The sequence below is a fragment of the Pseudidiomarina insulisalsae genome (genome assembly GCF_003987065.1).
In the GTDB taxonomy this organism is placed as follows: domain Bacteria; phylum Pseudomonadota; class Gammaproteobacteria; order Enterobacterales; family Alteromonadaceae; genus Pseudidiomarina; species Pseudidiomarina insulisalsae.
In genome coordinates this window covers 80,579-92,526 of sequence record NZ_PIPY01000011.1, presented here as the reverse complement: position 1 = coordinate 92,526, position 11,948 = coordinate 80,579, and the positions used below count along the sequence as shown (strand labels likewise).

Below are 11,948 nucleotides of genomic sequence, written 5' to 3'. Positions count from 1 at the left end.
GCTCAACATGGCGTCAAAAGGCGAATTCCGATAGACTAGACGACTTTCTGTTCATACGTCTGTTCAACCACGAAAACTTAACTGTTAGGAAGCTTAATGGCCTCAGCTGTATCGGCAAAATCTCTGGTGAAGGATCCCATTCCGGCAACGCTATGGCAGATGACCTGGCCGGTGGTCATTGGTGTCTTCACCCTGATAAGTTTTAATGTGGTCGATACTTTCTTTGTGGGTATGCTTGGCACTGACCCGCTGGCGGCGGTGAGTTTCACGTTTCCGGTCACCTTTACCCTGGTGAGTCTCGCAATTGGTCTTGGCATTGGCACGTCGGCAGTGCTGGCACGCAAGCGCGGCGAAGGACGTGAAGGGCATGCCCGTTTCGATGGCTGTATTGCACTGGCGGTGTCCGCCCTGATGGTAGCAGCCTTGTCTGCGGTGGGTTTATTACTGATGAAGCCTATTTTTGTCAGCTTGCAGGCACAGGAGCGGCTGTTACCCCTTATCTACGACTATATGTTTATCTGGTTTGCCGGCGCTGTCTTGCTGGTTATTCCGATGGTGGGGAATGCCATTTTACGCTCCTCAGGTGATACCCGTACGCCGTCGCTGATTATGGCTTCAGGCGGCTTGCTGAATGCCATTTTCGACCCCATTTTAATTTTTGGTCTGGGCCCGGTGCCAGCCATGGGGGTGCAGGGCGCGGCCCTTGCCAGCGTCATCAGCTGGACGATCGGCACCGCGCTAGTGCTGTGGTACCTGAAATACAAAGACTTGATCAGCTTTAAGGTGCCTGACGACGCCCACCCGGTGAAATCGGCACGGCAGATCCTTTCTATTGGTTTGCCGGCGGCTGGCGCCAATATGTTGACGCCGCTGGCAATGGCGGTCATGACGGCGATTATTGCCGGTTATGGTGCCGCCGCAGTGGCAGCCTTTGGGGTAGGCACGCGGCTGGAGTCACTGGCCAGTGTCATTATTCTGGCTATTTCAATGAGTCTGCCGCCACTGATTAGCCAGAACTTTGGCGCCATGCAGTTCCAACGGGTGAAAGATGCCTATGTGACGGCATTACGGGCCGTGATTGTGCTACAGCTCGTGATTTATGTCGTGTTATTACTCACCGCACCCTGGATTGCGCAGATCTTTACCGATGATCCGGAGGTCGCGCGACTGATTCGTCTGTTTATTTATATTATGCCGCTTGGTTATGGCATGCAGGGCGTGATTATTCTGACGAACTCAAGTTTTAATGCCATGCATGCGCCTATTTCAGCGCTATGGCTGAGTGTGGTGCGTCTGTTCGTGATGTTTGTTCCGCTAAGTTACATTGGCTCGCTGATTGCGGATATGACCGGTTTGTTTATTGGCGGGGTGGTCGCTAACATTATCACTGCGGCACTTGCCTGGAAGTGGTTCCAGAAATACCTGAATAAAGAATGGCGGGAGGAGAATGCATAATGGCGCGCGCTTTTGAATTAGTTTCCGAGTATCAGCCTGCCGGCGATCAGCCGCGCGCCATTGAGCAACTGGTCGATAATCTTGAGGCCGGCCTGGCACATCAGACGCTGCTGGGCGTAACCGGTTCAGGTAAGACTTTCACCATGGCCAATGTGATTCAGAAGGTACAACGCCCGACGCTAATCCTGGCACACAATAAAACGCTGGCGGCGCAGTTGTACGGCGAAATGAAGGAGTTTTTCCCCAATAACGCGGTGGAGTATTTCGTTTCCTACTACGACTACTATCAGCCGGAGGCTTACGTACCGACCACCGACACCTTCATCGAAAAAGATGCATCAATTAACGACCATATTGAGCAGATGCGCTTGTCAGCTACCAAAGCGCTGATGGAGCGTCGCGATGTTGTGTTGGTAGCGTCAGTGTCCTGTATTTACGGTTTGGGTGACCCCGAGTCGTATATGAAAATGATGCTGCACCTGCGACGGGGCGACATTATTGATCAACGCGACATTTTGCGGCGTCTGGCCCAATTGCAATATAAGCGTAACGATGCGGCCTTTGAACGCGGTACCTATCGGGTCCGGGGTGAGGTCATCGATATTTTTCCGGCCGAGTCCGACGAGATGGCGGTGCGGGTTGAGTTATTTGATAACGAAATTGACCGTATTAGTTTTTTTGAACCACTGACCGGACAGATCCAGCAAGCCGACGTGGCGCGCGCGACTATTTATCCGAAAACGCACTATGTCACGCCGCGGGAAACCATTCTTAAAGCCATCGAACAGATTAAAGATGAACTCAAAGAGCGGCGTCAGCAGATGCTCGATGCCAATAAACTCATTGAAGAGCAGCGCATTACTCAGCGCACGCAATACGATATTGAGATGATGCTCGAGCTGGGTTATTGCTCGGGCATTGAGAACTACTCGCGTTACCTGTCCGGCCGGGCGCCTGGCGAACCGCCTCCGACCCTGTTGGACTACCTACCTGATGATGCTTTGCTGATCATCGACGAGTCGCACGTGACCGTGTCCCAGGTGGGCGCAATGTATAAAGGCGATCGCTCACGTAAAGAAAATCTGGTGAATTATGGCTTCCGTCTGCCGTCGGCGCTGGATAACCGGCCGCTAAAATTTGAAGAATTCGAAGCGATTGCACCGCAGACGATTTATGTCACGGCAACCCCGGGCCCTTATGAGCTTGAGAAGTCAGCTGGCGAAGTGATTGAGCAGGTGGTGCGTCCCACCGGGCTGGTGGATCCGATCATTGAAGTGCGCCCGGTTGCGACCCAGGTGGATGATCTGATGTCTGAAGTCCGTGAGCGGGTAGAGCGCAATGAACGTGTGCTGGCGACCACGCTGACGAAGAAAATGGCGGAGGATCTCAGTGATTATCTGGATGAACATGGCGTGAAAGTGCGCTATCTGCATTCGGATATCGATACCGTCGAGCGCATGGAGATCATCCGCGATCTGCGTCTGGGCGAATTTGATGTACTGGTCGGTATTAACTTGCTGCGGGAAGGTCTGGATATGCCGGAAGTCAGCCTTGTGGCAATTCTGGATGCTGATAAAGAGGGCTTTTTGCGCTCTGACCGTTCGTTGATTCAGACCATGGGCCGCGCGGCGCGAAATGTGAATGGTAAAGCGATTCTGTACGCCGATAAAATTACCGGTTCGATGCGTCGCGCGATGGATGAAACCGAGCGCCGTCGGGCGAAGCAGATTGCCCACAATGAAGCGCATGGCATTACCCCGCAGGGACTGACCAAACGTGTTACCGATGTCATGGATCTAGGTGGCGCCCGTCAGCGGCGTAAGTCGTATGAAGAACGCAAAGCGGTGGCAGAAGCTGAAGCCAAATACGATGTTGATCTGAACGATCCGAAGGCATTGCTGAAGACGCTGGAGAAAATCGAAAAAGAAATGTACCAGGCCGCCAGAGACCTCGAGTTCGAGAAGGCTGCGCAGTTAAGGGACGAAGTGGCGCAGCTGCGTGAACGGATTAAGTTGTTGGGGTAGGGATGCAACTGCAACTGGGTGATGAGCGCTATTTAACCAATGACGGCCAACTGAAAACGCCGCTGGCGCTTATTTTTTTGCTGGCGCTGTTTTTGCGCGGTTATATCGCCTGGATCATTTCGCTGACCTTTAGTGAAGATCGCAGTCGCTTATTGCAGTTTTTTTATGCCAATACCGAACAGTTTGCCCTGACACTGAGCGTCGGTGTGCCGGCACTGGCAGTGCTGATTATGCTGACGCAGATCAAGGCAAAAATGCCGGCCTGGGTACCGAAGTTCGCGCGAATTGCGCCGGCGTTGTTGTGGTTAAGCTGGGTGGCAGACGGTGTGCTGCTGGCAAGTTTAGTGGCGGCGAACTGGCCGCACTTTGCGTTTGTCAAAGCGCTGATTATTTTTGCCTGGCTGATCGCGTTCTGGCTGCTACTGTATTCACGCCACCTGAAACGCTTCTTCCAGCTGCTCGCCACCGAAACCGATTAAGGTTTTAACAGACATAACGGAAACGTCAAATTACCCCGTAGTAGAACTACGGGCTACAGCAGTAACAAGTATCGAATAACTAGTAACGCTTTCGCTTTTAAGAGTGGTGGATGGTACTGGGCTCGAACCAGTGACCCCCGCCTTGTAAGGGCGGTGCTCTCCCAACTGAGCTAACCATCCATTGGGTCGGTCTGCAGAGACGAAGTAGAGTGGTGGATGGTACTGGGCTCGAACCAGTGACCCCCGCCTTGTAAGGGCGGTGCTCTCCCAACTGAGCTAACCATCCGTTTTCTCTGCGTTGCGGGGCGGTATTATAGGGCGCTTCGAAGCCCTGTCAACAGAAAATATCACCCCGGTGCACTGTTTGCTGTCTTTTTCACCGATTCGCCGTCGAATCGTACAGTTCACCTTAAAACTCTTATGGTTTTCGCAAAACCAGTGATGCGACCACCTCTGGATATTGCTAAACTACGCAGCAAAATAACCCGAATGATGCGGAGAATGCAACTATTATGACGGTCGTCACTCGTTTTGCCCCTAGTCCAACAGGTTACCTGCATGTTGGCGGTGCGCGTACAGCGCTGTATTCCTGGTTAGTGGCCAAGGCCGCTGGTGGTCACTTTGTCTTACGTATTGAAGACACCGATCGCGAGCGTTCTACACAACCGGCTATTGATGCCATTTTAGAAGGTATGGAATGGCTGGGCTTAAACTGGGATGCCGGTCCTTTTTATCAGACCAAACGTTTTGATCGCTATCAGCACTATATCGATAAGCTGTTAGAAGAAGATAAAGCTTACAAATGCTATTGCTCCACTGAGCGTCTGGAACAGATGCGTGAAGAGCAGATGGAAAAGGGCGAAAAGCCGCGCTATGACGGTCATTGTCGTGACAATCCTGATGTGTCAGGTGATCGTTACGTCATCCGTTTTCGCAATCCACAGTCGGGCTCAGTGAAATTTAACGACCATATCCGTGGCCCTATTGAGTTTGCCAACAGCGAACTGGACGACCTGATCATTTGCCGCAGTGACGGCACACCAACCTATAACTTCTGTGTTGTCATTGATGACTGGGAAATGAAGATCACGCATGTGGTGCGTGGTGAAGACCATATTAATAATACGCCGCGGCAGATAAACATTTTGCAGGCGTTAGGCGCACCGGTGCCGGAGTATGCGCACGTCTCCATGATTCTGGGTGATGATGGGAAGAAGTTATCGAAGCGTCATGGTGCCGTGAGTGTCATGCAGTATCGCGATGATGGTTACCTGCCACAGGCGGTACTGAACTACCTGGTACGTCTGGGCTGGTCGCACGGCGATCAGGAGATTTTCAGCGTTGGCGAAATGGTACAACTGTTTAAGCTTGACGATGTCAATAAAGCTGCGTCGGCATTTAATACCGAAAAACTGAACTGGCTGAATCAGCATTACATGAAATCGTTACCGGTTTCTGAAGTTGCTGAGCATTTACAATGGCATTTCAGCGATCAGGCCATTGATGTCAGTAAAGGCCCGGCGCTTGAGAAAATCATTCCGTTGTTGGCGGACCGCGTGAAAACGCTGAAAGAAATGGCGACCTCCGCGCGCTATTTCTATGAAGAATTTGAAGCGTTCGATGAAGCTGCGGCGAAAAAGCATCTGCGCCCGGTTGCCCGTCAGCCACTGGAGGCGGCAAAAGAGCGTCTGGTAGCGGTAGAGGAGTGGAATGCCGCGAACATTCAGACAGCGATTCAGGCCGCAGCAGACGACTTAGACGTTGGTATGGGTAAAGTCGGTATGCCGCTGCGTGTTGCGGTCACCGGCTCCGGTAACTCACCATCACTGGACGTTACTTTGGAACTGATTGATCAGGAACAAGTGATCGGGCGTATCGCGCGGGCGATTTCTTATATTATGGAGCGCGAACAGGCGCAATAACAGTAGCCGAGCGCCTCTGTCACATTGCTGAGTAAAGCGGGGAAGGGACCGGTACAGAACGGAATCTGTGCAAAAGCTGGTGAGCATTTGTGCGAACTGTCTAAAAATTTAGCAAACGATTCAAATTGCCAAAAAAAAGGTTGACGGTCACCAGCGAATTACCATAGAATTCGCCCCGCTGTCAGGGTACTGGGGCTATAGCTCAGCTGGGAGAGCGCTTGCATGGCATGCAAGAGGTCAGCGGTTCGATCCCGCTTAGCTCCACCACCATTCTGACACACTGAAAAAGGTTTGCGTCCCCTTCGTCTAGAGGCCTAGGACACCGCCCTTTCACGGCGGTAACAGGGGTTCGAATCCCCTAGGGGACGCCACTTTTTCAAGCTGCAAGTAAATTGTCCGGGGTCCCCTTCGTCTAGAGGCCTAGGACACCGCCCTTTCACGGCGGTAACAGGGGTTCGAATCCCCTAGGGGACGCCAACAATTCATATCGCACTGCAAGTCCAGGGTCCCCTTCGTCTAGAGGCCTAGGACACCGCCCTTTCACGGCGGTAACAGGGGTTCGAATCCCCTAGGGGACGCCACTTCTCAAAAGCAAAAACGTTACTGGATATTCGTTATTGGATATTCGTTTTCTTGCGCTCTCGCTCTCAACCAATATCCAATATCCAATATCCAATATCCAATATCCAATATCCAATATCCAATATCTAATAACTGTTAACGCTCTAGTAGTTGTAGTAGGTGGGGTTCCATGATGTTGGCGATGTCGTCCTGCGCATCGCGGTTTGGATGAATCCCGTCGTTTTGCATCAACTCCGGACGCAAGGCAATTTCCTCCATGAAAAACGGCACCAGTAACGTATTGGTGGTCTGCGTCACTTCCGGAAAAATATCGGCAAACATTTCACTGTAACGGCGTCCGTAATTCGGCGGAATTCTGACCTGACTCACCGCAACTTTCACGTTTTCCTCTTGCAAGCGACGGATGATCTGTTCCAAATTGGACTTAATCGTGCTCGGCATAAAGCCGCGTAAGCCATCATTTCCGCCAAGTTCAATAAATACGGCGTCGGGCTGATGGGTTTTAATAATACCGTCAAGGCGGTTCAGCGCGCCTTGCGTGGTGTCGCCGCTGATACTCGCGTTCACCAAATCGATAGAGGGGTGGGTCTGTTGCCAGCGTTGCTGTAGGATGCCTACCCATGACTCTTGCTGAGACATGCCGTAACCGGCGCTCAGACTATCGCCTAATACGACAAGTGAGACATTTGCTGAAACTGGACGTATAAGGACAACGACGAACAGAATCAAACTCAATTTAACCAGGAAGTTTTTCATAAATGCTTATTCAAACCACTCAATTAACGAAAAATGTAGAAACTAGTGAGGGTATTTTACACATTTTACAGCCAACTGACTTGCAAATCAGTGCCGGTGAGACCGTTGCCATAGTCGGCGCGTCGGGCTCTGGTAAATCTACCTTGCTGAGTCTTCTGGCTGGCTTGGACCTCGCTAGTGACGGAAAGGTTTCTATAGATAACGTAAATCTGGGCGATTTGGATGAGGAGCAGCGGGCAAAAGTTCGCGCGGATAAAGTCGGATTTATCTTTCAGTCCTTTTTACTTATTCCCAGTCTGACGGCACTCGAGAATGTCATGTTACCGGCTGAGCTGGCCGGTAATAAAGAGGCCGAGCAGCAGGCCAGAGAGCTGCTCGGTAACGTCGGATTGAGCGATCGGCTGACCCATTACCCCAATCAGTTATCCGGTGGTGAGCAGCAACGGGTTGCCATTGCGCGGGCCTTTGTCGGTACTCCGAAAATTCTGTTTGCCGATGAGCCTACCGGTAACCTGGACTCTGCTACGGGGCATAAGGTTGAAGACTTACTGTTTGAAATGAATCAGGCGTCGGGCACTACCTTAGTCATGGTGACCCACGACACCGAGCTGGCAAAACGTTGTCAGCGGGTGTTGCGTATGGATGCGGGCAAACTGACCGAGGTGACTGGCGATGTGGGCTAGAATTTCGTGGCGTTTACTAAAACAGGAGCTGCGCCGCGGCGAGCTGACCATCATGGCGGCGGCGATTGTATTGTCAGTGACTGCCGTATTATCACTGGCGCTATTTACCGAACGGCTGCAGTCGGGCTTAACTGCACGCAGTGCTGAGTTTCTGGCGGCAGATCGGGTCTTAAGCTCACGCCGTGCGGTCGATGAAAGCTGGCTGGAGCGGGCGCGCGACGAAGGTCTGCAGCTGGCCAATCGGGTTGTCTTCAATTCCATGGCTTTTGCTAATGATGAACTGGCATTGGTGGATGTGAAAGCCGTGAGTGAAGGCTATCCGCTGCGCGGCGAATTACGCACCGCAGAGCAGCCTTATGCGCCGGAACAGGTTACCCAGGGCATACCCGAGGCCGGTGAAGCCTGGGTCGCTTCCGCATTGTTTCAGGAGCTGGCGCTGGAAGTCGGGGACACTATTGAAGTTGGTGACAGTCAGTTCAGGGTCAGTAAAGTGCTGACCTATGAGCCTGATGTGGGCTTTTCGGTGTTCACGGACAGCCCTAATGTACTGATTAACTACAGTGAGCTTGAGGCGACCGGGCTGATTCAGCCAGGCAGCCGGGTGCGTTATAACATTCTCTATGCGGGTCCGGGCGAAGCGCTGACAGAATACGAAGAATGGCTGAAACCGCAACTGAATGATGACACCCATAACTGGCGTAGTATTGAGGATGGTGACTCGCCGCTGGCACGCAGTTTACGTCGTGCGGAGCGCTTCATGCTACTGGCGAGTTTACTGGGTGTGGTGCTGGCAGCAACCGCGGTCGCTGTTGCAGCACAACGCTACTGTCAGCGTAATTACGATGTCGTTGCCATTTTTAAAACGCTGGGGGCGCAGCGTCAACAGATCCAGCGGGTGTTTATTATGCACCTGCTGTTACTGACGCTGTTGAGTATCGCCACCGGTCTGTTATTAGGCTGGCTATTGCAGGGTCTGGTGGTGGATCTGGTGGCCAGCTATTTTGACGTCAATCTGCCGCCTGCCGGTAGTCGTGGCTATTTGCTCGCGGCAGGAACCGGTCTGGTGAGTGCGGTGATGTTTACGCTATACCCACTGTTGCGATTGATTGAGATCCCGCCGCTGCGCGTCTTAAACCGGCAAATGACCGGTAGCGGCAGTGGTCGCTGGTTACACTGGCTGGCCTCGGGCGGTACCATTTACTTCTTGTTGTGGCTCTATAGCCAGCAATGGCTGCTCTCTACCGCATTGTTTGCTGGTGGTGCGCTGGCGGCGTTGATTTTGCTGTTGGTCGGGCGGCTGTTTATTCGTGCCAGCCGTCAGGCGGGTATGCAGGCAGGCAGTGCGTGGCGTCTGGCGATGGCTGGTTTGCAGCGTCGCGCGCAGGCCAATAGTGTGCAGATGCTCAGCTTCTCAACCGCCATTATGCTGTTGCTGCTGGTACTGGCATTGCGTCATGAACTGCTGGCTGACTGGCAGGAGCAACTGCCGGAAGATGCGCCGAATTACTTTCTGGTCAATGTCGCACAAAGTGATGTGGAGCAGTTGCAACAACGCTTCGAGGAGCGCAATGTCGAAGCCAACGACATGTATCCTATTGTGCCCGGCCGCATGATTGCGGTGAATGATATGCCAGTGCTCGATGAAGTCAGTAAGGAAGAGCAGGAGAGTGCCGAAGCGCCGCAGTCAGAACAGCGTGAGGGCTTTGGCCGCGAATTGTCGTTAACCTGGCGTGACGAACTACCACCGAACAATACGGTGGTGGCTGGCGAGTGGTGGCAGGACAATGCGAAACCACAGGTCTCGATTGAGAGCGAGGTCGCCGAACGCCTGCGCGTTGGTATTGGTGATGAGCTGACATTTAATATTGGCGGTGAGGTTTTCACCGTGCCGATTACCAGTGTGCGTGAAGTCAACTGGGGCTCATTGCAGCCGAATTTCTATATGATTTTCAACACGGCGACGCTGTCAGACTTCCCGGCGACCTATATCTCCAGTTTCAATCTGCCGCAGGAGCGTAAAGATGAGTTGTACCAGCTGTTCCGGCCTTTCCCGCAGGTGTCGTTAATTGATCTCGATGCCATTATTGACCAGCTTCGCGAGGTGATTGAACAGGTCAGTATTGCCATATTGTTTGTGCTCATACTGGTGATTATTGCCGGTATTCTGGTGCTGCTGGCACAGGTGCAGGCGTCTATGGAGGAGCGCGAGAAAGAACTGGTGATACTGCGTACCCTGGGTGCGCCGGCGAAGTTACTTAGCCGCAGCGTGACCTATGAATTTGTAATTCTTGGCGCCATCAGCGGGTTTATCGCAACCCTTGCCATGGAGCTGTCCTTGTGGATTCTGCAAACCCAGGTGTTTGAGCTGGCTGCCAGCGTGCATTGGCGTTTCTGGCTCATCGGCCCGCTGGCCGGTGCGCTGATTGTCGGCACCATGGGCCGCGTTGCCTGCGCGCGTCTGATCCGACGCAATACTGCGCAACTTATCCGGCGTCTGGCGTAGCACTCGCTAACGCGGTATCAGCGACGGGGAGCGCCGCATTGATTTGCGGCGCTAACAGCTGCTGCCAGAGTTGCTGCGCGCGGGGGCGAAACAGGGCAAAATGCCCGATACGGGCAACGCCACAGTCCGCCGGCGTAACAAATTCACGCCGCTGCGGCGCATTGCGATAAAAGTCATGCATGGCGGTAATATTACGGCGGGTTAGCAACTCGTCGTCGCTAAAAGCCAGACTGATAATGGGCGTCTCAACGCCGGCGTAACGCTCGTATAATTGCTCAGCACCGACCAGGTAATCAGGATGCAGACACCATTGCCGCCACTGCGCCATAGCGCTGCGCGGCACATTACCGACAATTCCCAGCCGTTCGCCCGGAAAATATCCAACCAGGGGTAACAGCCAGGGCACGATACCACGCCACAATAGCCACGACTTGTACTTCAGTCCGGTCTGGGTTTCGCGCCAGTAACCGGTGCCGGTGGCGACCGTGACCATGCGTTCGACTTCGTCATGCCGTTCTAACATGCCAAAAATCTGTCCGCCGATGCTGTGTGCGAACCATACGGTGGGTAACGCGGGAAAGTTATCAAGGGCGTAGTTGAGTACACATTGTGCGTCGAACCGCGCCCAATCAGTAATGCTGCTGTCGATTTTGCGTAAGCTGCCCGGTTGACTGGCGCCAATACCATAATAATCAAACCCGAGCACGTCGTAGCCCTGGGTGGTGAGCCACTGACAGAATTCGCGGTAATAGCTATGTGGCACCGCCATGGCCGGTGCCATAATGACAAGTTTGCGGGGATTCTCGCTGCGATAATGCTGCACCTGAATGGTTCGCTCAGGTGCGGTCATTAAGCTGAAACTGTTACTCGATTTCTTCGGCATCTTTCTCACGATCGGTGTGATGACGGAACATGTAGGCACCGGTGAAAATAGTGAAGACCAGCGTCGCGCCCAACAGGCCAAAGACCTTAAAGTTGACCCAGGCGTCGAGGCTCCAGAACTCAGCAATATACAGATTGACGGCTGCCAGACTCAGCGTGAAGATCACCCAGGCGTAGGTTAGCCGGCGCCAGGCAAATTCGGGTAAGTTAATTTCCTCACCTAAAAATTGTTGCAGCGGGCTACGTTTTCTCCACCACAGGCCGATGAGTAAGAATAAAGCAATGGCCACGTAGATCACGCTGACTTTCAACTTAATAAACCACTCATCGTGCAGGAATAGGGTAATGGCACCGAAGATCATAACCACCCATAAGATAATCCAGTGACGCGGGGTAATCACCTCGCGCATAAACTTCAGGGCTAAGATCTGTAAGACCGTACCGAGCATAAGTACGCCTGTGGCAACAAAAATATCGCCAAGCAGATAAAATATGAAAAACAGCGCGATAGGTAAATATTCAAGAACAAACAACATGGTGGTTTCCAATCACTTTTAATGCGTTGAGTTTGCCAGAAAAGTTTGTTGTCGACTAGCTGCAATGTCTACACTTAAGCATACTATGCGAAAACTAACTTTAGCGCAGTGTAGCCTGAAGAGGAA

The 11,948-nt window shown here is 52.7% G+C and carries 9 protein-coding genes and 6 tRNA genes; 10 read left to right on the top strand and 5 right to left on the bottom strand.

The window, feature by feature from the left end:
* Nucleotides 1-96 precede the first annotated feature (96 nt).
* Genes CWI71_RS10710 through CWI71_RS10700 form a run of 3 tightly spaced genes read left to right on the top strand, consistent with a single transcriptional unit; the run spans nucleotide 97 to nucleotide 3,958 of the window.
* Nucleotides 97-1,455, top strand: a complete 1,359-nt coding sequence (locus CWI71_RS10710) for an MATE family efflux transporter (protein ID WP_126755263.1) — start codon at nucleotides 97-99, stop codon at nucleotides 1,453-1,455.
* A complete protein-coding gene (gene uvrB / locus CWI71_RS10705) occupies nucleotides 1,455-3,479 on the top strand; it encodes an excinuclease ABC subunit UvrB (protein WP_126755262.1) in 2,025 nt (674 codons plus the stop codon). The genes CWI71_RS10710 and uvrB overlap by 1 nt, the downstream gene beginning before the upstream one ends.
* A gap of 2 nt (nucleotides 3,480-3,481) precedes the next feature.
* On the top strand, nucleotides 3,482-3,958 hold the full coding sequence (locus CWI71_RS10700) for a DUF2919 family protein (protein ID WP_126755261.1): 477 nt from the start codon (nucleotides 3,482-3,484) through the stop codon (nucleotides 3,956-3,958).
* A 104-nt stretch (nucleotides 3,959-4,062) separates the two neighbouring features.
* Here the strand turns inward: CWI71_RS10700 and CWI71_RS10695 are convergent.
* Together CWI71_RS10695 and CWI71_RS10690 are read right to left on the bottom strand one after the other, a co-directional pair.
* Nucleotides 4,063-4,138, bottom strand: a tRNA-Val gene (locus CWI71_RS10695).
* Nucleotides 4,139-4,168: 30 nt separating this feature from the next.
* A tRNA-Val gene (locus CWI71_RS10690) sits at nucleotides 4,169-4,244 on the bottom strand.
* A gap of 226 nt (nucleotides 4,245-4,470) precedes the next feature.
* Between CWI71_RS10690 and gltX the strand changes: the two genes are divergently transcribed.
* From gltX to CWI71_RS10665, 5 genes are all read left to right on the top strand, one after another.
* A complete protein-coding gene (gene gltX, locus CWI71_RS10685) occupies nucleotides 4,471-5,880 on the top strand; it encodes a glutamate--tRNA ligase (protein ID WP_126755260.1) in 1,410 nt (469 codons plus the stop codon).
* 191 nt (nucleotides 5,881-6,071) lie between these two features.
* Nucleotides 6,072-6,147 (top strand) — tRNA-Ala (locus CWI71_RS10680).
* Between the two features lie 28 nt (nucleotides 6,148-6,175).
* Nucleotides 6,176-6,251, top strand: a tRNA-Glu gene (locus CWI71_RS10675).
* A gap of 30 nt (nucleotides 6,252-6,281) precedes the next feature.
* A tRNA-Glu gene (locus CWI71_RS10670) sits at nucleotides 6,282-6,357 on the top strand.
* 28 nt (nucleotides 6,358-6,385) lie between these two features.
* A tRNA-Glu gene (locus CWI71_RS10665) sits at nucleotides 6,386-6,461 on the top strand.
* Nucleotides 6,462-6,597: 136 nt separating this feature from the next.
* On the opposite strand, the gene CWI71_RS10660 is transcribed toward CWI71_RS10665, so the two are convergent.
* A complete protein-coding gene (locus CWI71_RS10660; RefSeq protein ID WP_126755259.1) occupies nucleotides 6,598-7,218 on the bottom strand; it encodes an arylesterase in 621 nt (206 codons plus the stop codon).
* 2 nt (nucleotides 7,219-7,220) lie between these two features.
* On the opposite strand from CWI71_RS10660, the gene CWI71_RS10655 reads away from it, so the two are divergent.
* The gene (locus tag CWI71_RS10655; RefSeq protein WP_126755258.1) at nucleotides 7,221-7,901 is read left to right on the top strand and encodes an ABC transporter ATP-binding protein; all 681 of its coding nucleotides are present in this window, start codon (nucleotides 7,221-7,223) and stop codon (nucleotides 7,899-7,901) included.
* On the top strand, nucleotides 7,891-10,404 hold the full coding sequence (locus tag CWI71_RS10650) for an ABC transporter permease (RefSeq protein ID WP_126755257.1): 2,514 nt from the start codon (nucleotides 7,891-7,893) through the stop codon (nucleotides 10,402-10,404). Before CWI71_RS10655 ends, CWI71_RS10650 begins: the two co-directional genes overlap by 11 nt.
* Here the strand turns inward: CWI71_RS10650 and CWI71_RS10645 are convergent.
* Together CWI71_RS10645 and CWI71_RS10640 are read right to left on the bottom strand one after the other, a co-directional pair.
* Entirely contained in the window at nucleotides 10,385-11,287 is a 903-nt protein-coding gene (locus CWI71_RS10645) for an alpha/beta hydrolase family protein (RefSeq protein ID WP_126755256.1), read from the bottom strand. The two genes, CWI71_RS10650 and CWI71_RS10645, sit on opposite strands and share 20 nt — an antisense overlap.
* Complete coding sequence (locus tag CWI71_RS10640; protein ID WP_126755255.1) at nucleotides 11,268-11,822, bottom strand: inner membrane-spanning protein YciB; 555 nt, start codon at nucleotides 11,820-11,822, stop codon at nucleotides 11,268-11,270. The genes CWI71_RS10645 and CWI71_RS10640 overlap by 20 nt, the downstream gene beginning before the upstream one ends.
* Nucleotides 11,823-11,948: the final 126 nt, after the last annotated feature.

Coding starts and splice junctions, on each gene's coding strand:
- CWI71_RS10710 (WP_126755263.1), top strand. CDS start 97: ATGGCCTCAGCTGTATCGGCAAAATCTCTGGTGAAGGATCCCATTCCG.
- uvrB (WP_126755262.1), top strand. CDS start 1,455: ATGGCGCGCGCTTTTGAATTAGTTTCCGAGTATCAGCCTGCCGGCGAT.
- CWI71_RS10700 (WP_126755261.1), top strand. CDS start 3,482: ATGCAACTGCAACTGGGTGATGAGCGCTATTTAACCAATGACGGCCAA.
- gltX (WP_126755260.1), top strand. CDS start 4,471: ATGACGGTCGTCACTCGTTTTGCCCCTAGTCCAACAGGTTACCTGCAT.
- CWI71_RS10660 (WP_126755259.1), bottom strand. CDS start 7,218: ATGAAAAACTTCCTGGTTAAATTGAGTTTGATTCTGTTCGTCGTTGTC.
- CWI71_RS10655 (WP_126755258.1), top strand. CDS start 7,221: ATGCTTATTCAAACCACTCAATTAACGAAAAATGTAGAAACTAGTGAG.
- CWI71_RS10650 (WP_126755257.1), top strand. CDS start 7,891: ATGTGGGCTAGAATTTCGTGGCGTTTACTAAAACAGGAGCTGCGCCGC.
- CWI71_RS10645 (WP_126755256.1), bottom strand. CDS start 11,287: ATGCCGAAGAAATCGAGTAACAGTTTCAGCTTAATGACCGCACCTGAG.
- CWI71_RS10640 (WP_126755255.1), bottom strand. CDS start 11,822: ATGTTGTTTGTTCTTGAATATTTACCTATCGCGCTGTTTTTCATATTT.